Origin of the sequence: Enterococcus sp. DIV1059_2, from assembly GCF_051713685.1 — a bacterium.
GTDB lineage: Bacteria > Bacillota > Bacilli > Lactobacillales > Enterococcaceae > Enterococcus_D > Enterococcus_D casseliflavus.
Genome location: NZ_JBIOQK010000001.1, coordinates 618,486 through 642,277 on the forward strand (window position 1 = coordinate 618,486; position 23,792 = coordinate 642,277).

Annotated in this window: 22 protein-coding genes; 21 read left to right on the plus strand and 1 reads right to left on the minus strand. The window is 43.3% G+C overall.

All coding sequences use genetic code 11. The annotated features are described in order from the left end of the window. The first annotated feature begins 32 nt into the window (after nt 1-32). From IGI72_RS02950 to IGI72_RS03010, 13 genes are all read left to right on the plus strand, one after another. Nucleotides 33-3,017, plus strand: coding sequence for an immunoglobulin-like domain-containing protein (locus tag IGI72_RS02950; RefSeq protein ID WP_438753026.1), 2,985 nt, complete (start codon nt 33-35; stop codon nt 3,015-3,017). A 76-nt stretch (nt 3,018-3,093) separates the two neighbouring features. Further along, complete coding sequence (locus IGI72_RS02955; protein WP_438753029.1) at nt 3,094-3,588, plus strand: hypothetical protein; 495 nt, start codon at nt 3,094-3,096, stop codon at nt 3,586-3,588. After that, nucleotides 3,585-4,838 carry a nucleotide sugar dehydrogenase gene (locus tag IGI72_RS02960; protein WP_438753032.1) on the plus strand — a complete coding sequence of 418 codons (1,254 nt, stop codon included), beginning with the start codon at nt 3,585-3,587 and terminating at the stop codon, nt 4,836-4,838. Before IGI72_RS02955 ends, IGI72_RS02960 begins: the two co-directional genes overlap by 4 nt. A gap of 40 nt (nt 4,839-4,878) precedes the next feature. Continuing rightward, nucleotides 4,879-5,613, plus strand: coding sequence for a YveK family protein (locus IGI72_RS02965; protein ID WP_413129330.1), 735 nt, complete (start codon nt 4,879-4,881; stop codon nt 5,611-5,613). Then, nucleotides 5,613-6,254 (plus strand): CpsD/CapB family tyrosine-protein kinase, encoded by a 642-nt coding sequence (locus tag IGI72_RS02970; RefSeq protein WP_284592076.1) that lies wholly within the window; start codon nt 5,613-5,615, stop codon nt 6,252-6,254. The genes IGI72_RS02965 and IGI72_RS02970 overlap by 1 nt, the downstream gene beginning before the upstream one ends. A 13-nt stretch (nt 6,255-6,267) precedes the next feature. After that, complete coding sequence (locus IGI72_RS02975) at nt 6,268-6,915, plus strand: sugar transferase (protein ID WP_373192823.1); 648 nt, start codon at nt 6,268-6,270, stop codon at nt 6,913-6,915. After that, nucleotides 6,915-7,661: a WecB/TagA/CpsF family glycosyltransferase gene (locus IGI72_RS02980; RefSeq protein ID WP_015508992.1), complete on the plus strand. Its 747-nt coding sequence runs from the start codon at nt 6,915-6,917 to the stop codon at nt 7,659-7,661. The genes IGI72_RS02975 and IGI72_RS02980 overlap by 1 nt, the downstream gene beginning before the upstream one ends. Beyond that, nucleotides 7,658-8,911, plus strand: coding sequence for an O-antigen ligase family protein (locus IGI72_RS02985; protein ID WP_438753037.1), 1,254 nt, complete (start codon nt 7,658-7,660; stop codon nt 8,909-8,911). Before IGI72_RS02980 ends, IGI72_RS02985 begins: the two co-directional genes overlap by 4 nt. 8 nt (nt 8,912-8,919) lie before the next feature. Next, complete coding sequence (locus IGI72_RS02990) at nt 8,920-10,335, plus strand: lipopolysaccharide biosynthesis protein (RefSeq protein ID WP_438753040.1); 1,416 nt, start codon at nt 8,920-8,922, stop codon at nt 10,333-10,335. Then, nucleotides 10,332-11,363 carry a glycosyltransferase family 4 protein gene (locus IGI72_RS02995; protein ID WP_438753042.1) on the plus strand — a complete coding sequence of 344 codons (1,032 nt, stop codon included), beginning with the start codon at nt 10,332-10,334 and terminating at the stop codon, nt 11,361-11,363. The genes IGI72_RS02990 and IGI72_RS02995 overlap by 4 nt, the downstream gene beginning before the upstream one ends. 32 nt (nt 11,364-11,395) lie before the next feature. Then, nucleotides 11,396-12,493 (plus strand): non-hydrolyzing UDP-N-acetylglucosamine 2-epimerase, encoded by a 1,098-nt coding sequence (wecB, locus tag IGI72_RS03000; RefSeq protein WP_413157748.1) that lies wholly within the window; start codon nt 11,396-11,398, stop codon nt 12,491-12,493. Nucleotides 12,494-12,507: 14 nt separating this feature from the next. Continuing rightward, nucleotides 12,508-13,968, plus strand: a complete 1,461-nt coding sequence (locus tag IGI72_RS03005; RefSeq protein WP_438753046.1) for a helix-turn-helix domain-containing protein — start codon at nt 12,508-12,510, stop codon at nt 13,966-13,968. A gap of 53 nt (nt 13,969-14,021) precedes the next feature. Beyond that, the gene (locus IGI72_RS03010) at nt 14,022-14,384 is read left to right on the plus strand and encodes a DUF7006 family protein (RefSeq protein WP_015508998.1); all 363 of its coding nucleotides are present in this window, start codon (nt 14,022-14,024) and stop codon (nt 14,382-14,384) included. Between the two features lie 117 nt (nt 14,385-14,501). On the opposite strand, the gene IGI72_RS03015 is transcribed toward IGI72_RS03010, so the two are convergent. After that, entirely contained in the window at nt 14,502-15,989 is a 1,488-nt protein-coding gene (locus IGI72_RS03015) for a helix-turn-helix domain-containing protein (RefSeq protein WP_438753049.1), read from the minus strand. 482 nt (nt 15,990-16,471) lie between these two features. Between IGI72_RS03015 and IGI72_RS03020 the strand changes: the two genes are divergently transcribed. The 8 genes from IGI72_RS03020 to IGI72_RS03055 all read left to right on the plus strand — a co-directional run bounded on the left by IGI72_RS03020 (nt 16,472) and on the right by IGI72_RS03055 (nt 23,732). Further along, nucleotides 16,472-16,867 carry a DUF7006 family protein gene (locus IGI72_RS03020; protein WP_142968079.1) on the plus strand — a complete coding sequence of 132 codons (396 nt, stop codon included), beginning with the start codon at nt 16,472-16,474 and terminating at the stop codon, nt 16,865-16,867. Between the two features lie 1,636 nt (nt 16,868-18,503). Continuing rightward, nucleotides 18,504-19,013: a hypothetical protein gene (locus tag IGI72_RS03025; protein ID WP_438753052.1), complete on the plus strand. Its 510-nt coding sequence runs from the start codon at nt 18,504-18,506 to the stop codon at nt 19,011-19,013. A 22-nt stretch (nt 19,014-19,035) separates the two neighbouring features. Further along, on the plus strand, nt 19,036-19,644 hold the full coding sequence (locus IGI72_RS03030; protein ID WP_438753055.1) for a hypothetical protein: 609 nt from the start codon (nt 19,036-19,038) through the stop codon (nt 19,642-19,644). Nucleotides 19,645-19,665: 21 nt separating this feature from the next. Continuing rightward, the gene (locus IGI72_RS03035) at nt 19,666-19,989 is read left to right on the plus strand and encodes an LPXTG cell wall anchor domain-containing protein (RefSeq protein WP_438753058.1); all 324 of its coding nucleotides are present in this window, start codon (nt 19,666-19,668) and stop codon (nt 19,987-19,989) included. A gap of 432 nt (nt 19,990-20,421) precedes the next feature. Further along, nucleotides 20,422-20,790 (plus strand): LPXTG cell wall anchor domain-containing protein, encoded by a 369-nt coding sequence (locus IGI72_RS03040; protein ID WP_438753061.1) that lies wholly within the window; start codon nt 20,422-20,424, stop codon nt 20,788-20,790. A 12-nt stretch (nt 20,791-20,802) separates the two neighbouring features. Beyond that, entirely contained in the window at nt 20,803-21,627 is an 825-nt protein-coding gene (locus IGI72_RS03045) for a WxL domain-containing protein (RefSeq protein WP_438753064.1), read from the plus strand. 23 nt (nt 21,628-21,650) lie between these two features. After that, nucleotides 21,651-22,574, plus strand: a complete 924-nt coding sequence (locus IGI72_RS03050) for a WxL domain-containing protein (RefSeq protein WP_438753067.1) — start codon at nt 21,651-21,653, stop codon at nt 22,572-22,574. Between the two features lie 93 nt (nt 22,575-22,667). After that, nucleotides 22,668-23,732: a DUF916 and DUF3324 domain-containing protein gene (locus tag IGI72_RS03055; protein WP_218212299.1), complete on the plus strand. Its 1,065-nt coding sequence runs from the start codon at nt 22,668-22,670 to the stop codon at nt 23,730-23,732. Nucleotides 23,733-23,792: the final 60 nt, after the last annotated feature.

Genomic DNA, 23,792 nt, shown 5'->3' on the forward strand with positions numbered 1-23,792 from the left:
GATATATAGGTTGAGTTGGAAGGGAAAATAAAATGAAAAACAATTTTAAATTGAAAGCAACAGGTTTATTACTCGTTTGCCAAATGACTTTATCATCATTACCAGTGGTAGCGATGGCACAAGAGCACGAGGATTTTGAAGAAAATTATAACATAGAAAAACTAGTGGATGGGTTAGAAGAGAAGCAGCCAGAGGCAGCAAAACAAGCTGAAAATGAGCCAGTCGATCCACAAGAACAACATGTAGCACCAGATGATACCCAAAAGTCAGAAGCTAGGGATATGACGGATACAAACGCATTCTCTGAACAAGTACTACAGATGAATACTCAAGGAAGCCCCATCTATTCTTTGAAGGGTCTTAACAAAAGAGAAACACTCAATACAACTGGAAGTAGTGCTTATATTTTTAATGTATGGATAGAGGAAGATGCGAATGGGTTACCTGTATTCAATCATGATATCAGTAAGCATTTCATAAATTATGGCGCTAGAGTTACATTTAGCAATGGACAGTCGGCTCAGACATTTAAAAATGCTGCGACAGGTTCCCATATGATTTGGCAAGTAAATTTAAATGACCAATTGAGACCGAGACGTGGTGATACTTATACGATCAGAGATCTTAATCCATCAGGTAATCCGATCCATGCGGCAGCTACCGGCGTCTTGATGGAAGATCGCTATTATGAAGATGATCGCCAATTCGGGCAAAGTGTCTATGATCTTTTTGTAGGGGATACTTTTGAGCAACTACAAGAAGGTGTAACACAGCAAATAATTGCATCTACAAGAAGTAACTTAGAGGATCAAATGTTTCCTAGTGAAGAGAAGCAAAGATTGTTAGGACTTTTAAGTTCAGCAGAAGATATTTTAGCCAACCAGAAAATTAGCGACACCACTTTAAATGGTCTAACGACTGAATCGACACAAGCAAGCGGTGAGGCTGAACCAAATGCGACGATTTCCATTCGCGTTGGAGAAACAGAACTTGCAAGTGGACGTGTAGGAAGTGATGGCAAGTATAGCGTAACGATTGAAAAACAACAAGCGGGCACCGTGGTTACTGCGCAAGCAAGATTAGGCGATATCGAATCAAATATTGCCGAAACAACCGTTATTAGAGAAGGAATTGATGAAACAACGATTTCTAAGCTAAATACTGACTCCACAAGTGTGACGGGAACCGCAGAGCCAAATGCGGAGATCACGATCAAAGCTGGTGATACCGTGATTGCAAATGGACGTGTAGGAAGTGATGGCATCTATTCGTTGACGATTGAAAAGCAACCTGCAGGTACCGTAGTCACTGCCCAAGCAACCTTAAATGGCATTTCATCAAATATCGCAGAAACCATGGTTGAGCGAGCAACGATCGCCGAAACAACGTTGAATGAAGTGACAACCACAGACACGACTGTTAGTGGAACAGCCGAACCCAATGCACAGGTGGAAATCACGATTGGTGATGAAACCAAGAATGCCACTGTCGCTAGTGATGGAAAGTTTGCAGTAGAGATTGATCCGCAAGCAGCAGGAACCATGATTACTGCGCAAGCCAGCATCGATGGAATGCAATCAAATATTGCTTCAACGATCGTTGTCAATGATCCAGCAAACACCGAAGGCACGATCACACCAAATACCTATAATATTTCTTCTGGCGAACAATTCCTGAGAGGGACGTATACCGGTGATGTTGCATCTGCCCGTGTGTATGTAAATGGATCATCCGTTCGTGGTGGGAATTTTGCTGAGGGTTCGTTTGAATTCTTTATCGGCAATCGCATCCAATCTGTAGATGATGTCGTAGAAATCGAAGCCTTGGATCAATATGGCAAGGTACTTGATCGGACAACCGTTGAATTGACTAGAGATTTGGCTGGTACGATCACACCAGATCAATACCGTGTTGGCGAAACAATGATTACAGGGACCTTTACGGGTGATGTCAACTTTGCCCGTTTAGTGATCAATGGCACGCCTTCTAATGCATGGGGTGGTACTTTCAATGCCGATGGCACCTTCTCGTTTTATGTAGCGAATCTTGGAATCAAAGCTGGCGATAAAGTTGAGATCCAAGCGTTGAATCGCCAAATCAATGGCAACACGGAAGCAATCGTCGTGTTAGAAACCAAAGAAGTAACGGTTATCGACCAGCTTCAAGGGACGATCACACCAGATAAATACAGTTACACCGATACCACGATTACGGGAACCTTTACGGGAGATATCAATTTTGCCAACTTGGTGATTGATGGACAGTCTGTAGGGAACTGGGGTGGCACATTTAATAAAGAGACTGGTCGCTTTGACTTCTTTGTTCACGCACAATTTAGAGAACAGATCAGAACAGCAGCAAAAGTTGAGTTGCAAACCTACCATCGTGAAACAGTTGATGGACAAACGATTGATCATAAGCTGGTGTTGCAGCCAGTTGAAATCGCCAAAGCAGCTGGCTCGATTCAACCAGCAGCCTTCAAAGTGACAGAGAGTGAAATTACGGGAACCTTTACGGGTGATGTGAATTTCGCCAACTTGATCGTTGATGGGCGTTCAATTTCCTGGGGTGGTACCTTTAATGCGGCAAACCAAACCTTTACTTACTTTGTCAATCAAACGACTCGTGACTTGATTCGTGATGCAAAAACAGTCGAATTGGTTGCTTACCATCGTGAGATGATTAATGGCCTTCCGATAGACACCGAATTGGACCGCAGTGTCGTCACTATCGATAAAGAATTTATTGGCACGATTACACCAAACCCATACAAGCTGGGGGATCGAATCGTTACGGGGACCTATACAGGCGATGACATCAACTTTGGTCGACTAGAAATTGATGGCATGATCCTCTGGGTGAGCGGTTTTGCGGATGGGACCTTTACCGCCTACTTGAACCAAGAACAAGCCAACAGCGTGACGAAAGACAGCCAGATGACGGTCTATGCATTGCATCGCTTTGCTGACTTAAGTACCCAAGAGATCGCACAAGCAACCGTTTCGATCACAGAATAAGAAACAGAATCTACGAGAGACCCTTGTGCCTTGCCTGTTGCAAGGGTCTCTTCATTGATAGAAAGAGAGAAAGCAAATGAACATGAAGAAAAAAATCGTTACCTTCTTTAGCCTTGCACTCATGGGAAGTTTTTTAGCGGCCTGCTCGACGGATGACCAAGCAAAGACGGATACTACCCAAGGCAGCGAACCAATTGAACAAATCACGGACCAAAGCAATGCCGAGCCGCAATCGATCATTGGTGGATTAAAGATCATCATTGACAAACAAGAAATTAACCATAAGAAAACAGAAGATGGGGAACAAGTTTTACATACATTTACCATCACAGCAGAAAACATGGGCTCAGTTGCCGCAGGTCTAGGTTCGATTGATTTTCTTTTAGAAACTGAAGAGGGAGACCTTCTTGAACTTGATCATACCATGGCGATGTTTGGCAATGAGATCGCTGTAGGTGAAACCATCACTGGACAAGTTTCCTTTGCTTTAGAAGAGGGACAAGTGGCGAAAAAACTGATTTATAAACCTGGTGAAGAAAAATTAGCAGAATGGGATGTTAAGAGCGAATGAAAATAAACGTTATTGGATTGGGGTATATCGGGTTGCCCACAGCACTTACTTTTGCAAACCATGGGATTGAAGTCGTTGGGGTAGATGTGTCAGAAACAGTCGTTCAATCACTTCAAGCAGGTCAGGCACCCATCGAAGAACCCGACATTGATCGTTATCTAACACAAGCTTTAGCGAAAAAGACCTTCCACGCACAGTTGGTACCAGAAAAAGCGGATGCCTTTATCATTGCCGTACCAACGCCAAATATCGCCGATCAATTTGGTAGTTGCGACTTGTCCTACGTGAAAGCGGCGATGGCTGCCATCTTACCTTATCTTGAAAAAGGCAACACAGTCATTGTCGAATCGACCATTCAACCCCGCACGATGGAAGACATCGTTGGACCATTTTTTGAAAAAGCAGGCTATACCATTGGAGAAGATCTCTATTTGTTGCATTGCCCAGAGCGTGTTTTGCCAGGAAAAATCTTTGAAGAGCTGGTGATGAACAACCGAATCATTGGTGGCATGACGAGCGCTTGTACCCAACAAGGCAAACGCATTTATCAGACCTTCGTCAAAGGAAACGTGCTGGAAACTTCTGCAAGTATCGCTGAGCTATCGAAATTGATGGAAAACACCTATCGGGACTTGAACATTGCACTAGCCAATGAATTGGTCCAAATTGGGGATCGCCTAAACATTGATGCACTCCAAGTGATTGCGTTAGCCAATCAGCATCCACGGGTCAATATCCATCAACCAGGACCTGGTGTCGGCGGCCATTGCTTAGCGGTTGATCCATATTTTGTGGTGGCGGCAGCACCTGAAGACGCGAAGTTGATCCAGTTGGGGCGGATGATCAATACAGAGATGCCTGAATTCATTATAAAAAAAGTCGAAGAGATCTTAGCGATCCATGGTGGAAACAAGATTGCGGTTCTAGGGTTGGCGTATAAGGGCAACATCGACGATGCCAGAGAAAGTCCAGCTGTTGAGATCGCCAAAAGACTGAAACAAAAGAACACTCTGCAGGTCACCACCTATGATCCTTATGTCGCCACTTCCGATGTTGCACACATTGAAGCTGCACTAACAGACAGTGACCTGGCATTGATCCTCTGTGACCATGATGCCTTTAAAGCCATAGCGCCAGCAGCCCTTCAAGCGATGAAACAAAAAATCGTTTTTGACACGAAAAATATTGTGACAGATAAAACAAGGTTCGATGTTGCCTATTCTCTCGGGGCATTACCAAGCGCCCAGTAAATGGTTTGATGGCTATTTATGTTATTGAAAGGGAAAACCGATGAATAAAGAAATAAATATGAAAAAATTGAAGCAAGTTCTTCAGCAACGCATAGGCTGGATTCTCATGATCATTAGTATTCCCTTATTAGCGATGTTTCTTTATCTAACCTTTCTTGCTGAACCCATTTATCAAAAAAGTGCGCAGCTGCTGATCAGTCAGTCAGAAACGACATCTGGCAATCGGCTGGAAAACCAGACCATTCAGGCAGACCTGCAGCTCGTTAGTACCTATAGCACCATCATTATGAGTCCTCGCATCTTAAATGAAGTCAGTGAAGCGCTTGAGGGAAGCTACGATGTGGCTGAATTGTCGGAGATTTTGAGCGTCACCAATGCCACCAACTCGCAGATCATCGAAATCAACGCGTACCATCAAAGTCCAAAGATCGCAGCTAAAATCGCCAATACGACCGCCAGCGTTTTTAGTGAAGAGATCCCTAAGATCATGAACATTGATAATGTCACGATCTTAGCCGAAGGGACCGTTTTGCCACAGGAAACACCTGCTCGGCCAAACAAGTTTTTGTTTTACAGCTTGACCACTTTCTTAAGTCTTCTTTTCGCTTTTACGTATCTGTTTCTTTTGTTGGTTTTTGAGCGCAGCTTTGCTTCGAATACGGAAATTGAAGAGGTCTTAGGGTTAAAGGTCATTGGTGAGATAAGCAAAGAAAAACGAGTTGCTTCGTTCAAAACCATCCAGTCGAGGAGCCTAAGAGGGAGGAAACGTGTGTGATGCGTAGTATGAAGGAAAACTATTCGATCATCAGCGAACAAGTCAAGTTGATTCGCGAGAATGTCGAGTATTTGTGCCAACAACAAGAAGCCCAAACGATTTTGATCACTTCAGGAGAAAGTGGCACGGGCAAATCCACGGTCTCGGCAAATTTGGCGGTCGCCTATGCCCAAAAAGGGAACCGAACCTTATTGATCGATGCGGATCTGCGTAAACCCACCCAACATTATTTGTTTTCACAAGAAATGCACGTAGGGCTGTCCAACTATATTCGACGGGATATCTCGATCGAAAGCTGTGTCCAACAAGTGATTTTAGAAGATTGCGAATTTTCAATCATTACTAGTGGCGCCATTATGTCAAATCCCAATGATCTGCTCGCTTCTTCGAAAATGACCGCAGCCTTGCTTGAGGTCAAACAACGATACGATGTGATCATTATTGATACGCCACCAGTCAATGTCGTTTCGGATGCCTTGATTCTAGCCAAGAAAGTCGACGGTGTGCTTTTAGTCGTTCATGCGGACAAGACGAACAAACAATCCGCAAAAAATGCCGTCAAAAAACTGCGCCTAGTCAACGCAAACATCTTAGGTGTCGTGGCGAATGGCACGGATACGGCTGAAAATTACTATTATTAAGGAGGGAAACTTTGTGGAAAGACCCGCTTTAGACAAGCAGTCAAGGGCTCAAGCGACTGGCTATTTACGTTGGAAACGCACGATCGAAACACTCTTAAGCTTGAGCTTGTTAGTCGTCCTTAGCCCGCTGTTGCTGCTGATTTGTATAGGGATCAAATTTTCTAACTGGCAGGCACCGATTATTTTTAAGCAAGTTCGTGTGGGGAAAAATGAGACCACGTTTGTAATGTACAAATTTCGAACGATGGTGCCTGATGCCGATCAATTATTAGGGCAATACCTCGATAAAAACGAAATTGAAGGGGCGATGTTCAAGCTGAAGAAAGATCCACGCGTGACGCGCCTAGGCCGTTTATTAAGAAAAACGAGTCTTGATGAATTGCCCCAACTGATCAATGTCTTGAAAGGGGAGATGGCACTGGTCGGTCCCCGTCCTCCTTTAGAAAGAGAAGTTGTCAGCTATTCAGAAAAAGACAAGCAACGATTGTCTGTCACACCTGGATGCACAGGGTTGTGGCAAGTCAGTGGACGAAACGAATTAAGCTTTCAAGAGATGGTCGCATTGGATCTTTATTACATCAATAACCTGAGCTGGTTATTGGACTTGAAAATAATTATGAAAACGATTGGCGTTGTTTTCTTACCCAAAGGAGCATTCTAATGGAGCAACAAGTACGTGTATCACTTTTAGGCAGCAATCTCGATTCCTTAAGCTTTCAGGAAACCATTACTAAGATCGAGGCGATGATTGAACAGGGGACGCCCGCACAGCATGTTTCGATTAACGCGGGAAAAATAAACTTGATGCGAAAAGATCCCTCGTTGCGATCGATCGTCAATCGGGCAGCTTTGATCACGGCTGATGGTCAGTCGATCGTCTGGGCAGCGAAATATTTAGGTTGCCCAGTACCAGAAAGGGTAACAGGCATCGATCTTTTTCGTGAGCTGGTCAAATTGGCAGCAGAAAAAGGTTGGCGTCCTTATTACTTAGGCGCAACTGCCGAAGTCGTAGAAGCTGTCGTCAAACATGACCAACAGCTCTATCCCGACCTGAACGTAGCTGGGTTTCACCATGGCTATTTTTCCGAAGATGAATCATTGGACGTGGCAAAAGAGATTGCACGGACGCAACCTGATTTGCTGTTTGTCGCTTTTTCGAGTCCGCAAAAAGAGATTTGGCTCGATACATTCAGTGAAGTGTTGCAGGTGCCCTTTGCGATGGGCGTTGGCGGCAGCTTTGATATCGTCGCAGGCAAAACCAAACGAGCGCCTTTGTGGATGCAGCGGTCAGGGTTGGAATGGTTTTATCGCTTTGCGCAAGAGCCAGTCAGGATGTTTGATCGCTATATCATAGGAAATCTACGTTTTTTACAGTATGTGTGGGGAGAAAAAAGAAGAAACGCATGAAATCAAAACAGCAAAGCAATCATCGCTTCTTCATGGGCATTGTCGCCATCTTTCCAATTATCGATGTTTTGAATGGCTTATTTCTTAGTTTAGGCATTCCTTTTCCTATTGGCGTGTTCTATCGTCTACTGTTCTTTTTGTTCTTAGTGCTCATGATTGTCACAGAAACGATCCCTCTTCGTTACTATACGTATTTGACGTATGGATTTATCGCTGCGACGCTTACGATTTTTCTGTTACAAGCGCTTTTTCTAGGGTACAGCTGGCAGTGGGTGATCGAGGATCTCTCCGTGTATATCAAATACCTCTTATGGGTACTGATTCCTTATTATGTCTATCAACGAAAAAACGACTTCTCCAAACTGCACTACGATAGCTTATTTATTGTCATTAGTATCTGTTTTACCCTCGGTTTGCTGATTCCTTATTTTTTAGGACTGGGTTATCAAACCTATGACAACTCTGATGCTGGGTACAAAGGCTATTTCTTTGCCAATAATGACACGAGTTTTGCCTTTATTGTTTCCATCACCTTTACACTGCAAGCACTGATCGTTTCGATCAAAGAACAAACCCACAAACGCTCGTTTTTCTTCGCCAGCTTATTTGCAGGAAATTTGGTGTGCTTGGTTCTTGTGGGAACCAAAACAGGTGTCTTTTATGGAATTGGCGCGTTAGTGTACTTGCTCCTGCGATTGATCATAGGGGTGGAACGAAAGGCTCGGTTGCAACAGTTATTCATTTGGCTGCTCAGTTTTTTTACGATTTTTTGGTTGTTCATACAAGGCTTGCCGTTACTGATCCAAGCCGTCGAAGGAACCTATCTTCGCATGGTGTATTTCTATCATCTTTTCGACGGCGACTTGATCCGCCTGTTTTCTAGTTCAAGAAGTGATTTTTTGATTGGCGGGATGGAGGCTTTCTTAAAGGATGAGGCACGTCACTTTACCATGATCTTTGGTCAAGGCTTTGAATACCGATTGGCACACTTTGGTCGTCTTGGCTTAATTGAAATGGACTTATTCGACACCCTTTTCGGTCAAGGATTGTTAGGGACCGCCTTATTGCTGCTGATGCTGGCCTATTTTGTTTACTTGGCCTTTCAGCCGCAAAAACGCTCGGTTTATAGTTTTGCCTTGATCGTCGTGCTTTTTTATAGCTTTTTTGCCGGTCATGTTTTGTATTCGGCATTGTCTTCTACCCTCTTAGGATTGATTTGTGGAGGCATTATTTTAACAGAGAAAGAGTGAACAACTGATTGAAAAAATTACTTTTGAGACTGGGCTTTTTCTCCCTCGGTTCGTTAGGTTCGGCGGTTTTAAACTTGGTGCTTTTGCCCGTAACGACTAGCTTTTTGACACCAGAAGAATATGGGAAGACCAGTATGTTTTTCCTTGCACAGACCTTTTTGATATACGTGATCTATCTCGGCTTCGACCAAGCCTTTACAAGAGAATACCATGACCACGAAAACAAACGCGAATTGCTGCAGCAAGCGATGCTCGTGCCATTGCTCGGTTCACTTTTCTTTCAGCTGATCCTAGTGGTTTTTGCGGCAGACTTCTCGCAGCTTTTGTTTGAATCCCCACACTACACCCGTGCGATTTATTTATTTGCTCTTTCGTCGGGGTTGCTGATTTTTGAACGGTTTCTTTTGTTAACGGTTCGAATGCAAAACAAAGCGATCCAGTTCTCCGTATACAGTATTTTAGTGAAATTCATGGTCTTGTTCATCACGCTGCTGTTTCTCTTTTTTGGTCCGCCGACCTTTATTACGGTGGTCTATGGCATGCTCTTCGGTCAGATTATCGGTGATTGTCTATTGATTTTGGCAAACCTGGCGCTTTTTATGCCGCTCATTCGCCAAATCGATCGCAACCTGATCAAAAAGCTGAGTCGTTTTGGCTTGCCGACGGTGGTGGGAACCTTCCTCTATAGTTTGTTGATGATTATCGACAAAATGATGCTGCGCTATTTTGCTGATTTTGCCGCATTGGGCATCTATACGGCTGCCTTCAAAGTGGCGAGTGCCTTGATGATTCTACAAGTTAGTTTTGCCAATTTTTGGATTCCCACCTCCTATGAATGGTTCAAAAAAGGCAAGCCGTTGATCTATTACGAACGAGTCAGCCACTTTATTATGTTCGTCTTGTCGATTTTCTTTTTACTGATGGTCTTTTTCAAAGAAACGATCGTCATTTTATTGTCGCAGGACTACTTAGAAGCCCAGTACTTGTTTCCCTTGTTATGTTTTTATCCCTTGATGATGACGATCAGTGAAACGACCAATCTGGGGATCGTTTTTTATAAGAAAAGTCATCTGAATATTGCAGCCTCTTTGCTAGCGGTCTTAGCCGCCTTCCTTTGTCATCTCCTGCTCGTACCGACAATTGGCGCCACAGGAGCGGCTTGTGCCACGGCACTAGGGTACTTGGTCTTCTTTTTTGCCCGTACATATTTTTCGATGACCTATTGGCAGGGATTCTCAGTCAAACGGCAAATCAGCTTGTCGATCGTGCTGTATTGCTTTGCACTGTTTACGGCATTCAATCGCATTCTTTGGCTGGAAAAGAGCCTTGTGTTGCTGCTGCTGCTCTTCGTCGTTGTTCTTTATCGCAAGGAACTAAAGCAGGTAACTAGATTTGTACAAGAAAGGAAAATCAACAGAGCATGAATATCTTACTTATCGGTCCAGATCCAGCAGCAAAAGGGGGGATCGCAACGGTTATTCATAATTTCCAAAAAGCAACAGCGCCAGAGGACGTGCGTTTTGTCGTTCATAAGACCTGGTCGGAAAAACGGAAATATTGGACGCAGCTCAAAGCGTTTCTGACGTTTCGTCAACATATCAAAAAAGAAAGGTGCCAGATCCTTCATTTCCACGTTGCGCAAAAGGGCAGCTTTTATCGCAAGAGTTTGCTGTTGTTGCTAGCACCGAAACACTGCAAGACGATTTTCCATATGCATGCTTCGCAATTTGATCAGTTTTATCAAAACAGTCCTTCTTGGGCAAAGGGGTGGATTCGTTTCATTTTGTCTCGGGTGGATCAGCTCGTAGTGCTAAGTAGTAGCTGGGCAGCTTTTTACCAAACGATTACAGATACCCCCATCGAGGTCCTGCCAAATGCCGTAGCGGTGCCAGAGGAATCCCTCTATGATCCCACCGCCAAATGGATCATCACTCTTGGCAGGATCGGGCAAAGAAAAGGCAGTTTTGATCTGTTGGCAGTTGCCAAAGCAATGGCGGTTTCCTTCCCCGAGGTTCGCTTTATGTTGTTTGGCGATCAAGAAAACCAACAGGTTGCCCAACAACTCCACGAAGAAGCCCTCACCAATGTGTTCTTAAATGAGTGGGTCGCAGCCGCTGCGCTACCAGCTGTTTTTCGTAAGGCAGCCATCCATTTTCTCCCTTCTTATCACGAAGGCTTGCCGATGGCGATCTTAGAAATCATGGCGGCAGGAATCCCCAATGTAACAACGAAGGTGGGGGGGATCCCAGAATTGATCCAATCGGGTGAAAACGGCTACCTAGTAGCAGCCGGTGATACTCAAGCAATGATCGAGACCTTGAGCGGTCTGTTAGCTAACGAGGAAGAACGAATCAAAAGCAGCCAACAAGCCAGAGCAACGATTGAGCAACAGTATGCCTTAACGCCTTATATGAAGCGCTGGCAGAAGATTTACAAAAAGCAACTTGATTAATGTTCAAATTGTTGAAAAAAAGGAGAGGTACGATGCAAAAAATAAAGGTATTATCTATTTTTGGTACACGACCAGAAGCCATCAAAATGGCGCCGGTCATCAAAAAACTAGCAAATGATCCACGCTTTCTATCAAAGATCGTCGTGACAGGGCAACATCGAGAAATGCTTGAGCAAACGTTAGCTGCGTTTGAGCTGACCCCTGATTATGACTTGGCTATCATGCGAGAAAATCAAACCTTATCCAGTATCACCAGTCGTATTTTAGAAGGACTCGAAGGTGTTTTTCAATCAGAAGAACCAGACGTGGTGTTGGTTCATGGCGATACGACGACGGCAGTCGCAGCTGCGCTGGCCGCTTTTTATCAGCAGATCTTGATTGGTCATGTGGAGGCGGGGCTGCGAACAGGCAACAAGAATGATCCGTTTCCAGAAGAAATGAATCGCCGATTGATTGATCAACTAGCGGATTTTCTCTTTGCACCGACGGATCAAAGTCAGGCAAATCTGCTAAAGGAAAATCACCCCCACGACCGCATCGTCGTTACTGGCAATACGTCTATTGACGCTTTGTACCATACCTTGGCACAAAAAAAAGAGCGAAAACCAATCAGTGAGAAAAAAATCCTCTTAGTTACGATGCACCGACGAGAAAATATTGGGCAACCCATGGAACAAGTGTTTCGTGCACTAAAACGCATCGCTATTGCTTATCCAGCACTGACGATCGTCTTTCCCATGCATAAAAACCCCCGTGTTCGTAGACTTGCTCAGCGTTATTTAGAAGGGCAGCAAAATATTGAGCTGATCGAACCGTTGGATGCCCCTGCGTTCTACCAATTGCTGGCAGGCAGCTACCTTGTTTTAACCGATTCAGGTGGGATTCAAGAAGAAGCGCCCTCCTTGGGGATTCCCGTCTTGATCGTACGTGAAACAACAGAACGCCCAGAAGGGGTGGCAGCAGGGACCTTGAAACTGATCGGTACTAATGAGGAGCGTGTGTATTCAGAAATCGTTCATTTATTGTCTGATGAGGCAGCGTACAAACAAATGGCGCAAGCCAAAAATCCCTATGGAGATGGAGAGGCGAGTGAGCGGATCGTGGCTGAATTAAAAAGTTATTTCGAGTAGAGGAAGGCGAACCTATGAGACAATTCCAATCATCTTTTGTCATTAGTAAAACGACGCTAAGATGGCTACATTTGCTAGAACATATGGAGCATACTTCTCATACACCAATCCGTGGATTGTCAAAAGTGATCAAAAGCTCTAGCCGAACTATCATTGAAGATTTACAAAACATTAAAGAATATTTCGAGGATGCTATCGACATGGAAACGTCAAACAGCGGCTATCAGCTGCAAGTCATCGATACAGAAAGCTACTTAGAAAAAAAGCGGAATTTGATCAGTAACGAGCCGTTGTTTCGCATCTTTGAGAGCATTTTTTTAGGGGAGATATTGACCATCAATGAGTGGTCAGACATTTTGTTTATTTCCCCTGCCACGTTGATGCGTTACTTTCGAAAGATCGACCCGATTTTAGCACAGTACCAGCTGACGTTGAACAAAACCACCGTTGATCTTATTGGTGAGGAAGTCAATATTCGCCATTTTTTTCTGAACTTTTATTATGAATCCGACAGTACGCCGCATACCGTATTTCCGCCGTTGATCATTCACGAGATCGGTTTAAATTTGAAAAAAGAAGAATTCGATAGCAATTTCTCTAATCTTGCCTTTGAGGAAATCAGTTATATGCTTTATATCATATTAGAGCGAACCTCTCATGGCCATTACGTCACGCTCGATCCAGCCATCGTCAAGCAGTTTCGCAAAGCGTATTATCTTGAGTTGAAAAAATTAAAGACGATGCTATCGAATCATTTACAAACGACGATCACCGAAAAAGAGATCATCTACTTCTATGCGTTATCGATGGGGAAGCGGACGGTGTTTGATATTGAAATGGAAAGAGAGTTTTGCAGCAAGTTAGGCAAAGACTCGCAGATCCTGCAACTAACAAAACGCTATTTGAAGGAAGTGGTCACACCACCTTATGCTCTTGAATACAGCTCGGTGTTGATCCAGTCGTTTTTTGCGACGATCCTACTAAAAAATAAGCTTTCACCAGTCTTGAACAAAGTGATTCCCGATTTGATTTCATTTGTAAAAAAAAATTTTCCAGAAGAAATGGCACAAAACACAGCGTTCTTACAAAAACAATTCAAACAACTGAAGGGTCTGTCTTTAGACACGATCGTAGATATCAGCGCAGTGTTTACCATCCAAATGGACTGTGTGAAAGAATTGTACTGGGGGAAGCCTAAAAAAATCGCATTCCTGTTAGAAGGAAACCAATTTATCTCGCAACGCATTCAGGTCACTGCCCGTAAGTACCTAGGTAGTTACCAGAAACTCTTTTTTCCGAATGTATTAGATATCAATCCTGGCTATTTTGAGGCAAACCAATTTGATATCATCGTCACCAATTATAACGAGCATATGTCGAATTTCTCTTGTTCTGGCGTGTATTTATTGTTCAATAAAATCCCAAACTCAACCGATTGGCGCAGACTCATGTCATTGATCGACTTTAAACTTTAACAATGGTCTAGGTGCAAAATAATTCTCAGATGAAAGATAGGAATGATGCAATCATGATGAAAAAAGGACATATGACACCAGAAGCCTATTTAAACAATTACAGCGAACTTTGTTACTTGCAGGAATTTCCCCTAATCAAGCAAGTATGCACAGAGTTGCAAACACGATTCAAAGAAATTTGTTATACCGAGTACGACAATGTGCTGCAACAAATGGCAGATTTATTAGAAATCGATGCCCAACTGCAAATGTTTTTAGAGTTTTTCCGGCACGACTTTTTTAAAGAAATCGAATTGGCAGAAGAAGAGATCGTCAAAATGATCAAAAAGGACAAAAATGTCTATTACCGACAAATGGCGGGGATCGGTACGAACCAAAAAGCGCCCCATGGGTTGATCTACCTCAGCGAGAAATGAACACTCTGATCGGCTGGATCGATCAGAGTTTCAACTACTCGTTGTGTAGGAGATGTTCTTATTAAATAACGATTTGCAGCTGCAACGATTCCGCAAAATAGTGCCTAAGAAAATGACCTACGCGTTGTTCAAAACGACCAGACGCAAGATTCGTGGATTGATTTGATTAAGTAATCGATTCCAATCCGTGGCATCTGGAAAAGATTTTAGTAAGATACACTCGACTTCAAGCAAATATTCCATCGTATATTCCGAATAGTTGGTTACTAGCAGATCAATTTGCTTTTCCTTTAAATAGGCTGGGGAGAGTTCGCTGGCATCAGGATAATACAACGTGTGGAAGCGTCCTAGATATTTCCGTACGATACTTTCGGCATATTCGCAGACATATTCATTTCCTTCAAAAATCACGGCGATCGTCCGTTGTGTCCCCCAATTTTCTTCTTTGATCGCTTCCATGTGAATCGTTAGACTGGCACAAAAGTCTTCGAGATAGGAGGGCGAATACAGCTTTTTGACTAGCTTATGCTTTGCCAAAAACGCATAGTTTCTCTTATATTCGTGGGAAAACTTGTCTTTGACGAATTGGGTAAGATCGTCAATATTGACGTTCATGATGGGAGAGAGCATGTCGCGTATTTTCACGATCGTAAAAAACGACTCTAACCAGTACAAGTCTTTTTGTTCATCGTAGGAATTGCCACGATTGATGGCATAGAAATCTTTTGCCACTTGTTTGATCTCAGGCCAGCGATTGTAGGTTTGGCAAAATTCTTCGATCGAAGGATGATTGATTTTTCGGCGACAGATAAGGCAAAGAAGCAAATAAATGATTTCATCTTCAGGTAGGCGATAATGAAAATAAGAATAAAGGATCTCCGTCAACGTATCGGGTGAAATCAATGAATCGTACGCATAAAAAATCTCCTTAAGCTCAGGAGAAAGTTCGACCTGCAACCCTTTCTTGCTGCGTTCCAGCGTAATGTAGAGAATATAGGAAAAGTAAGAAAAGGTAGAAGCTGGCTGTTTTTTTGAATGCAAAAGATTCGTGATCTCAATCACGGCATCTTGGACATCCAATGACGGGAAGATCGTATTGACATTGATATCGGACTCGTAATAAAACAGACAAAAAAAGCGGCGAATATCGATCTCAGAACCCACCATTGTGACTGGATTCGTTAACAAACGAAGGTTGAAGGGCTTTAATAAACCATTCATTTTTTTTAAGTAGCCAAGCAATGCTTGTTCAGAAAGATTAAGGGTCAGGCTCCAATCTAGCACCGATTGTAATTCATCGAAAAAAATACTTTCTAAAATCATAAAAAAAGGTTCATCTTTGACTAGATTTTGTTTTTGTTTGATATATGCCTCGGGATCCAGTTCTTCAAATAAATAACCAAACTTCGAGGAGTAGATTTCGATTGCATCATTGAAATGTTCACGAATCATAGCAATGTCCGCAATGATCGTGCGAGTACTGCTTTTTGTTACTTCTGATAAATCGCCCAATGTTGAAGACGGATTCTTCTCAAATTCATTTAATAATTGCAATCGTCGAATTAAAGAACGATTTTTGATAAATTTTAACTGAAAATTTTTCATAGATGCCCCCGTTGAATTTAAAAAAGAATTAATCATATTATAAACAATTGGTTAAAATACTTCAATTTTTATGTTTATTTTTAATTTATTTGACTAAATTCAAAGTTTTTATTATTCTAATGGATGTAAACGTTTGAAACTATTTGGAACAATGTAGGTTTTTTCACCGACAGGTGAAAATTGCTATTTTTTTTTAAAGAGATTTGACGCTATAGTGAGACCATAGTCCGATGCTTAGGAGTATTTGTTTTTTCTCAAGAGGAAACCTGTGAATTGTTGGTTGGATCAAAAGAGAGAAGATGGAAAATAAATGGAACTAGCAAGTGCGTGAATGTGCCATCAATACCTAAAAATGCAGTGTAGTTGAAGGCTATCCACGAATGAGATAGAAGGAAAAGACATTGATTGGTTGAAGAAAATCTACGGTTACTAGAAGAGGGAAACTGGGAACGATCGTACAGATAGATTACGAGGAGGCTAATATGCTGGCAGAAAAGATAGCGGGAGCAGAAGAATATTTGGCGCATTTTCAAACAGAGCTAGAAAAACAAGGGGTGTTACGCTTTTTTCCAAAAATAAATGCCTTTTATCATCGGTTAGCAAAAGAGTTTTTAATGATTTTTCATAGCAAGGAAGAAAACCTGTTTGTTCAATGGGGCCGTCTATTGGCGATTGATGCACAATTGCAAATATTGATGGAAATCAGCAACAATCGCAAAGAAGGATTGCTAGATGACCTTGGGATGAGTGAGGAAGAAGTCATTGAAATGATTGAGAATGACCATAAGTATTTTTATCGTGAGATCACGGGGGCAAAGCTAACGCAAAAACCTAAAATGGGCTTGATTTATTTGAGCGAACATTTAGCAGAGTCCTGAACATTCATTCTTGGTGCGCCGAGTTGTGAGGTTTGGGAGAAAAGCGTGCAAGAAATGGAAAACGATGACGAGCAATAGACTATTGGGGAAGTTTTATAGATAGAGCGTTTTTGGGGATAGAAATGAAGAGTAGTAGTGGGGCGAAACGGACGATTTTCAGGTGGTAAGAACCCTTGAGAATAACCAAGAGCAAAAGGGCTACTCAAACAACGCAGTGGGGAAGGCAATTGGTTGGTCTTCCTTGCTTGAGTAAGAGCTTTTTTAGAAACGTTAGACTGACTGGTCAGGATCGTGACAATGACGAACGCTGGTTGACCTTTTCGGCGAAACGAGGTACCTTGTAAGACAAGTTATAGTAAGGCAAGTCACAAAGAATACAAAAAGCGTATGAAGGTAGGACATCAATGGAATGAAACTTTTTATCATTTTTGCCTGCTTATCGGTAGGCATATCGGTGGCACAATATGGCATATATTATTTCTTTCCCAGCATATCTGTGATCCTTCGCAGCTGGTTTCAATTGGGACAAATCATTCTTTTGCTGGGTTATTTCTTTCTGCTGGTTATGTATTTTTGGGTGCAGCACGGCAGCACGAGGAAAGGGAAACAATCTTTAAGAGAATGATCAATAGGTAAAGCACAAGGATCTGCAAAGAAGCGTTTTTTTTAATAGGAAGAAATAGCTTGTTTGTAAGAAACAGCATACATAAATGAAACGACCCAGACGATCCTTTTCGTAGGGGCTACTTAACATAAGAGAATCGGCAGCAAATGCTTCTCCTTTTGGTGAAAATCAAGGAGTGACGTTTGCTGCTTTTTTAGTGCAAACAAATGAGGCTTTTTTCAAACTATCAGCAGCGTGTTTTTTACAGGAAATTGAGAAATTCTTAAGGTTTCTGTCGCATCAAGCGAGCTTCTCAGCATGTCGCGGAGCGAAAAAAGAGACATGGGAGAAAAAGAGAGAGATTGTGAAAAACCTCTTTACAGCAACCGTCTTAGCAGCTACATCATTGGTTATTTTTTCGTTTAAATTTAGTTCATGCACATAATTCACTGGGCAGTGAAATCCTTGATTTCAGTTTTGAGAAAAAGCTCGTTATAATGATAGCGTCAACAAGGATTCGCTTGATTCGATCAAAGTGCTGCTTTGCTCTGCCTAGGTTTGATGGGAAAAAAGAGGCAAGGATTAGGCAATCTAGTTCTTTTTTCTTGAACGAAAGGCTATTTTTCGCTCATATTTTCACATGTTTGCTAGAAGAGGATGTATGGTGAGGAAGCAATTGCTTCGCTGCGCTTCACTCGACGAGAAGGAAACAGGAAAGGAAAAATGGAATCGACCGTTGTCATTTTATCGATCCAAGGAACTCTTCTCAGGGAAGATTCGGCTGGTTCACAAACCGACACTTTTGTTTGAGAAAAAGCAATCCTTTTAAGGAAGTAAGTGAAGCTGCTAATAAATAGGAAGAAATAGGACAGGGTACTAGCGAACAAAAACAATCGATCGTTGACAATAAGAAATAAATAACGAAAGAATGAAGGACGAAAGCGTTGAAAAGGCGATCTATTTAGGAGTGATTTCATTTGGTGAAACACGAGCGCTAAGGATTGCCCAAGGAGAACATAGAGGTGAAAAAGGATGGAAGAAAAAGAGCAAAAGAAGAAAAAGTGGTTGGTATGGTTATTGCTTTTATTGTTGTTGGGTCTAGGAGGTGTTTGGTATTACTTAAACAATCAAAGTACGCCTACTCCGCTAGCCAGTCGCGATTTGATGCCAGATATCATTGACGCCACCGATCGTGAATTGGCAGAACGGGCGCAGGAGATCGCAGATGCCGATTATTTTACATTGAACCTTAATCCAGAAGCCTATTTTGAAGACGGAGAAAGCGAAGGCAGTATTCAGATCATCAATCCCGGGACAAATGTGTACCCTATTGCGTTGGAGTTGTTTTTAGAAGAGACGGGGGAACTAATCTATGAATCAGGTGGTATTTTACCCAATCAAGAAGTGACTTCTGCTCGTTTGCTGATTCCTTTAGAAGCGGGAGAATACCTGACCAGAGCAGACGTGCATATTTTTGATCCAGATACCCTGGAAAGGCTAAGAACTACCCATGCACAGGTGAAAGTTTTTGTTAACAATTAAGTTATTTTAGGAGGAAAAGGAAATGAAAAAAATGAAGAAAGCCGCTGCTGCGTGTTTTACGTCGATGGCACTACTTGGCGGTGTCGTGCAAGTTCTTGCAGATGATTACTGGCATATTAATGGAAATGATGGTCAAGGGAATGAAAGCTCACTCCAAGTGGACGGAATTATCGGTGAATTTGATAATACAGATGTTTCCCAGCCTAATCCACCAGATATCAATCAATGGATCAATATAACATTCCCAGCAAGAACGCTCTTTTATACGACCCGATGGTCTGACCATCGAGAAATCATGTCCCCTGAACACGAGTTTGTGAACCACTCCGGACGAGGCGTGCAAGTCTTAGTTACAAAGGTGAGTGAGGCAAGAGATATGGAAGAAGTTGATTATTTGGAGGTCAATAAATTGTTTCCTGTGATTATCGATGGAAAACTCGTTCCGGAATCGGAGTTTGACCCGCCGAAGGAATTATTCGTACTAACGGATCATACGGATATAGATTCTGTAAATACTCTCTTTTTCACAGGGAATGCGACGCCGGTTGAAAAAGAATATACCATGTACCCGGAATTCGAGCTGCACTTAAAATTCATTCCAACAGATAATCATGGAGTGCCACTTCGCTAAGAAATCTATGAGGACAAACAGATGAAGCCAAAATTCTTTAGAGCTGCACTAGCCATCGGCTCACTCTTTGTTTTGACTGCATCACCTGCATTGGCAACGATGGCTGTTCAGCAAAATGAAGGGCAAATGAAGGTGCAGGGTCAAATTGGCGAGCCGAAAGTAGAAGAATCGATCATTGAGGAGCGAATCGTTGAGGAACCACCCGAGAAGGAACCACCCGCTCGTTTGCCCCAGACAAATAGCGAAACGAGCAGAAGGCTGCCATTGCTAGGCATGGTTCTCGTTGTAATCAGTTTAGCAACTCTAAGAAAGCGGCACAAAAAAAATAACGCCTCAAAAATGTAGTATAGGGGTTTTCATCAAAAGAGGGACATTCTTGTTTAGGAGAATGTCCCTCTTTTTTTGTTATTTTAAACCTAGTTTTTTCAAAAAAGACAGCACATAGCTTTGCACGTGCTATTCGCTTTTTCTTTGATAACAGACGTTTTAAGTTATGCAAAGGATTTCTCATTTCAGTGTGATCCTGCGTCAAGCGATTCATTTAAAACGAGGGTTTGTTTTTTTATCTAGGCATCGATTTCATCAGCCAGTGAATTTATTGATTTTTCCCGCATCGCAAAGATAGCTATAATGAAGTATATCGAGGGTAAAAACCAGCGTTTTTGAAAGCTAACTGAAGCATAGACCGATCGGCGTTGTACAAGGATACCGTCTAAGTGAGGGTGTCTAAAAAATGGTGGTTTTTAGGCTTGATGATGTCAAAAAGGGGGAGGGAGAATGAAAAAAGCGAGGGGGAATGTTTGGGTCCACTTGATAGTCTTCGCAGCTTTTTTTCAAGTGATCAATGCTTCGACGATTTTGGTTTCGGCACAAGAGCAGCGTTCCGTCGATACAGAAGGCTCAGTCCAGTTCACGGGTGTCTATGAACCAGACAAACCAGAACCTTCACCACCGACCGGACCGACACAGCCTGGCGGCGATGGGGGACGTTTGCCCCAGACGAATACCCGAAAAAGTTCCAGTGCCACGGCACTCGGATCCATCCTGCTATTGATCGCTGGCTATGCAACAGTGAAGAAGACACGCAGGTACCAACAAGAACAAGCAACCTCACGAACACCAGAAAAATTGCGTAATAGAGAATAAGGGAATGATCTTATGAGATTTTTGCGATTTGCAACGAGTACCGTACTTGCCGCAACCCTTTTGATTGGCGGGTTCCAAGGGACCGCCGCTGAATTAAGAGTCGCTGAAACCGATGGTCAAGTCAGCTTTGTGCCCAATGACCGAGACCCGACGGAAGTCATCCCCCCTGATCCAGGACCAGACGGACCAGATGTGGTGATCCCGCCGATCGGACCAGAGGGACAAACAGGACCATTGACGATCGCTTATGCGCCGACTTTGGATTTTGGTACCCAAGAAATCTCCAACCGAGATGCCGTCTATTCGATGGTGGCAGAAGAACAACAACTAGCCGATACCCAAGGGGAAGAAAACAAAGTGCCCTATGTTTCTTTCGCCCAAGTACAAGATACCCGCGGGTCAAATGCTGGCTGGCGTTTGACGGTAGCATTGAGTGCGTTTGAATCTGGGACGCAGCACAATGAACTGCGAGGGGCGCAAATCATCTTTGCCTCACGCGAAGTCGAGTACATCAGCTTTAACCAAGAGAATGCACCGAGTGCCCATGAAGCGGGCTTGCGTTTGGATGCCAACGGGGCAGCACAGGCTGTTCTAACCGCCGATGCGGGCAAAGGAGCAGGTACTTCATCCGTCGTTTGGGGCGATCAAGAAGAGCTGAATGCACAATACCAAGACCAAGCGTCGGTGGTTCGCAATGAGGCGATCCAGTTGTTCGTCCCGGGAGCCACCGCCAAAGATGCAGCCCTGTATGTGGCGACATTGACATGGCAATTGAGCACCACCACCCCCCAATCAGGAGAAACAGTTCCAACGGCACAAGCCGATGAAACAAACTAATTTAAAAGAAAGAAGGAATAAAAATGAAATGGATTCGCTTAACAACAGTCGCTGTACTGACCTCTACGATCTTCGCAGGCGGCGTACAAGCAGTAGCAGATGATGAAACAACACCGAACCCAGAGCCGAGTGGAGAAAGACGACGTCAGAATACCGAAAATAATATTGAGTTCCGCGCTGGTGATGGGGAGGGCGTAGTGATCGTTCCTCCTGTACCGTATCCGCCAGTAACAATTGTTGATCCAGATCCACCAACCGGACCGTTAACGATTGCCCATGTGCCGAAAAAATTTGATTTTGGCATACAAAGAATTTCAACTGCTAATGAATTTTATCCAATAATCGCCGAACAAGAAAAGCTTGTCATTGATGATGATGCGGAGGAAATCTCAAGGGATAATGACGAGGATGTAAGAGTACCATATGTATCCTTTGCGCAAATCGTAGATACTCGCGGATTGGATGATCCACAGTGGGGACTGCATCTTGATTTAACAGAGTTTACTACATCAAGCGGGAGTAATTTGAGAGGTGCTTATTTAGAATTCCTTAATCCAACCATTGTTCATAATGGGGCTACTGAGGAAGAGCTGAAGGCACTGCCTGATGACCATGAGGATAGGGATTATTTACTTCAGTTACTTCCGAATGCATTTACCACACCAGACGAATTAGGAAACCAGAGTTTGATTGTCCCTGCAAACTCGACCAACGTTACAGTGATGGCTGCTACCGATGGGCAAGGGCAAGGTGTATCGTCAATTTATTGGGGGGATCAAGAGGAGTTGACTGCTGCTCATGAGGCAGGAACAGATCCAGTTTTGAATCAGGCCATTCGCTTGCATATCCCGGGAACGGCTACACCACAAGCTACTGAATATACGGCAACACTAACTTGGCATTTAACAAGTACGATGGATGCCAATGGCGAAACAGTGCCAGATTAAGACGACTAATCTTTAAAGCAACGCAACAATAATGTGAAACAACTGGCAGGAGTAGACCGTTATTCCTGCCTTTTTTTGGAAGGAGAACCAACAGTGATCGAACAACCAACAAACCAACGCTGGCTGCGGCTTTTGACTGCAATGATCATGCTTTGCTCATTGATTACTTTGCCGACACCAGTACGAGCAAATGATGACATAGAATCAGAGTTGAATTTTTTTGTCACCCCGATTTTCCCTGACAGCCAGATAGAAGGCGGTGCCAGCGGCTACTTTGATCTGAATTTAGGCGCAGGGGAACAAGAGGAATTGCAGTTACGCATCCAAAATACATCGGAAGAAACCATCGACGTCGAAGTATCGGCTCATACTGCCTTCACCAACGTCAACGGGGTAGTAGAATACGGTCGTGATGCCGAATATCCTGACCCGACATTGCCTGCCTCAATTGCCGAATTGATTGAAGCACCTGGGGTCATCACTTTAGAAGCCCAAGAAGAACAGATCCTTACCCTTCCTCTGACGATGCCTGAGGAAGAATTTGAAGGGGTACTGGCAGGATCGATCCGAGTAGAAGAGGTCCGCGATGCAGCGGCAGCGGAGGCGGAGACAGAAGGAATCGGGATTCGTAATGAGTTTGCCTTTATTTTAGGAGTCGTCGTAAGCAATAACCGCTCGTCAACGGATCCGGGACTTGAATTGCTGGAAGTTTTTGCCAGTCAAGTCAATTATCGGAACGTGATCAGTGCCAAAATTCAAAATTACACCCCGACTTTCGTCAACCACATAGAAATTGATGCCGAGGTTCGTGCCAGCGGCAGCGACACCGTCTTGTATGAAACGCAGCGCACAAGTATGCAGATGGCACCAAATTCCCATATGGATTTTCCGATCCCTCTAAATGGCGAGCGTTTCCGTCCAGGAGACTATGTCCTGACTATGACGGCCCGTTCACAAGGGGAGGAATGGCATTGGGAAGAACCCTTCACGATCGCGGCTGCTGATGCCCGTCGTTTGAATGAGGAAGACGTGACATTGGAACCAGAAACAAATTGGTGGTTGATTGGCGGAATCGCCGCACTTGTTTTGTTGCTGATCATCGTTGTTGTTTTAATCATTAACAAGAAAAAAAAGGCTAAGGAAAATAGTGAGCAATAGAAGAAAAGACACAGAAAAACTAGCTGTCATAAGAGCATGCTATTTAATTTCTGGACTTGC

Excerpts from the sequence above, each read along its gene's own strand:
- IGI72_RS02950 (WP_438753026.1), top strand. The coding sequence starts at position 33 with ATGAAAAACAATTTTAAATTGAAAGCAACAGGTTTATTACTCGTTTGC.
- IGI72_RS02955 (WP_438753029.1), top strand. The coding sequence starts at position 3,094 with ATGAACATGAAGAAAAAAATCGTTACCTTCTTTAGCCTTGCACTCATG.
- IGI72_RS02960 (WP_438753032.1), top strand. The coding sequence starts at position 3,585 with ATGAAAATAAACGTTATTGGATTGGGGTATATCGGGTTGCCCACAGCA.
- IGI72_RS02965 (WP_413129330.1), top strand. The coding sequence starts at position 4,879 with ATGAATAAAGAAATAAATATGAAAAAATTGAAGCAAGTTCTTCAGCAA.
- IGI72_RS02970 (WP_284592076.1), top strand. The coding sequence starts at position 5,613 with ATGCGTAGTATGAAGGAAAACTATTCGATCATCAGCGAACAAGTCAAG.
- IGI72_RS02980 (WP_015508992.1), top strand. The coding sequence starts at position 6,915 with ATGGAGCAACAAGTACGTGTATCACTTTTAGGCAGCAATCTCGATTCC.
- IGI72_RS02985 (WP_438753037.1), top strand. The coding sequence starts at position 7,658 with ATGAAATCAAAACAGCAAAGCAATCATCGCTTCTTCATGGGCATTGTC.
- IGI72_RS02995 (WP_438753042.1), top strand. The coding sequence starts at position 10,332 with ATGAATATCTTACTTATCGGTCCAGATCCAGCAGCAAAAGGGGGGATC.
- wecB (WP_413157748.1), top strand. The coding sequence starts at position 11,396 with ATGCAAAAAATAAAGGTATTATCTATTTTTGGTACACGACCAGAAGCC.
- IGI72_RS03005 (WP_438753046.1), top strand. The coding sequence starts at position 12,508 with ATGAGACAATTCCAATCATCTTTTGTCATTAGTAAAACGACGCTAAGA.
- IGI72_RS03010 (WP_015508998.1), top strand. The coding sequence starts at position 14,022 with ATGATGAAAAAAGGACATATGACACCAGAAGCCTATTTAAACAATTAC.
- IGI72_RS03015 (WP_438753049.1), bottom strand. The coding sequence starts at position 15,989 with ATGAAAAATTTTCAGTTAAAATTTATCAAAAATCGTTCTTTAATTCGA.
- IGI72_RS03020 (WP_142968079.1), top strand. The coding sequence starts at position 16,472 with ATGCTGGCAGAAAAGATAGCGGGAGCAGAAGAATATTTGGCGCATTTT.
- IGI72_RS03025 (WP_438753052.1), top strand. The coding sequence starts at position 18,504 with ATGGAAGAAAAAGAGCAAAAGAAGAAAAAGTGGTTGGTATGGTTATTG.
- IGI72_RS03030 (WP_438753055.1), top strand. The coding sequence starts at position 19,036 with ATGAAAAAAATGAAGAAAGCCGCTGCTGCGTGTTTTACGTCGATGGCA.
- IGI72_RS03035 (WP_438753058.1), top strand. The coding sequence starts at position 19,666 with ATGAAGCCAAAATTCTTTAGAGCTGCACTAGCCATCGGCTCACTCTTT.
- IGI72_RS03040 (WP_438753061.1), top strand. The coding sequence starts at position 20,422 with ATGAAAAAAGCGAGGGGGAATGTTTGGGTCCACTTGATAGTCTTCGCA.
- IGI72_RS03045 (WP_438753064.1), top strand. The coding sequence starts at position 20,803 with ATGAGATTTTTGCGATTTGCAACGAGTACCGTACTTGCCGCAACCCTT.
- IGI72_RS03050 (WP_438753067.1), top strand. The coding sequence starts at position 21,651 with ATGAAATGGATTCGCTTAACAACAGTCGCTGTACTGACCTCTACGATC.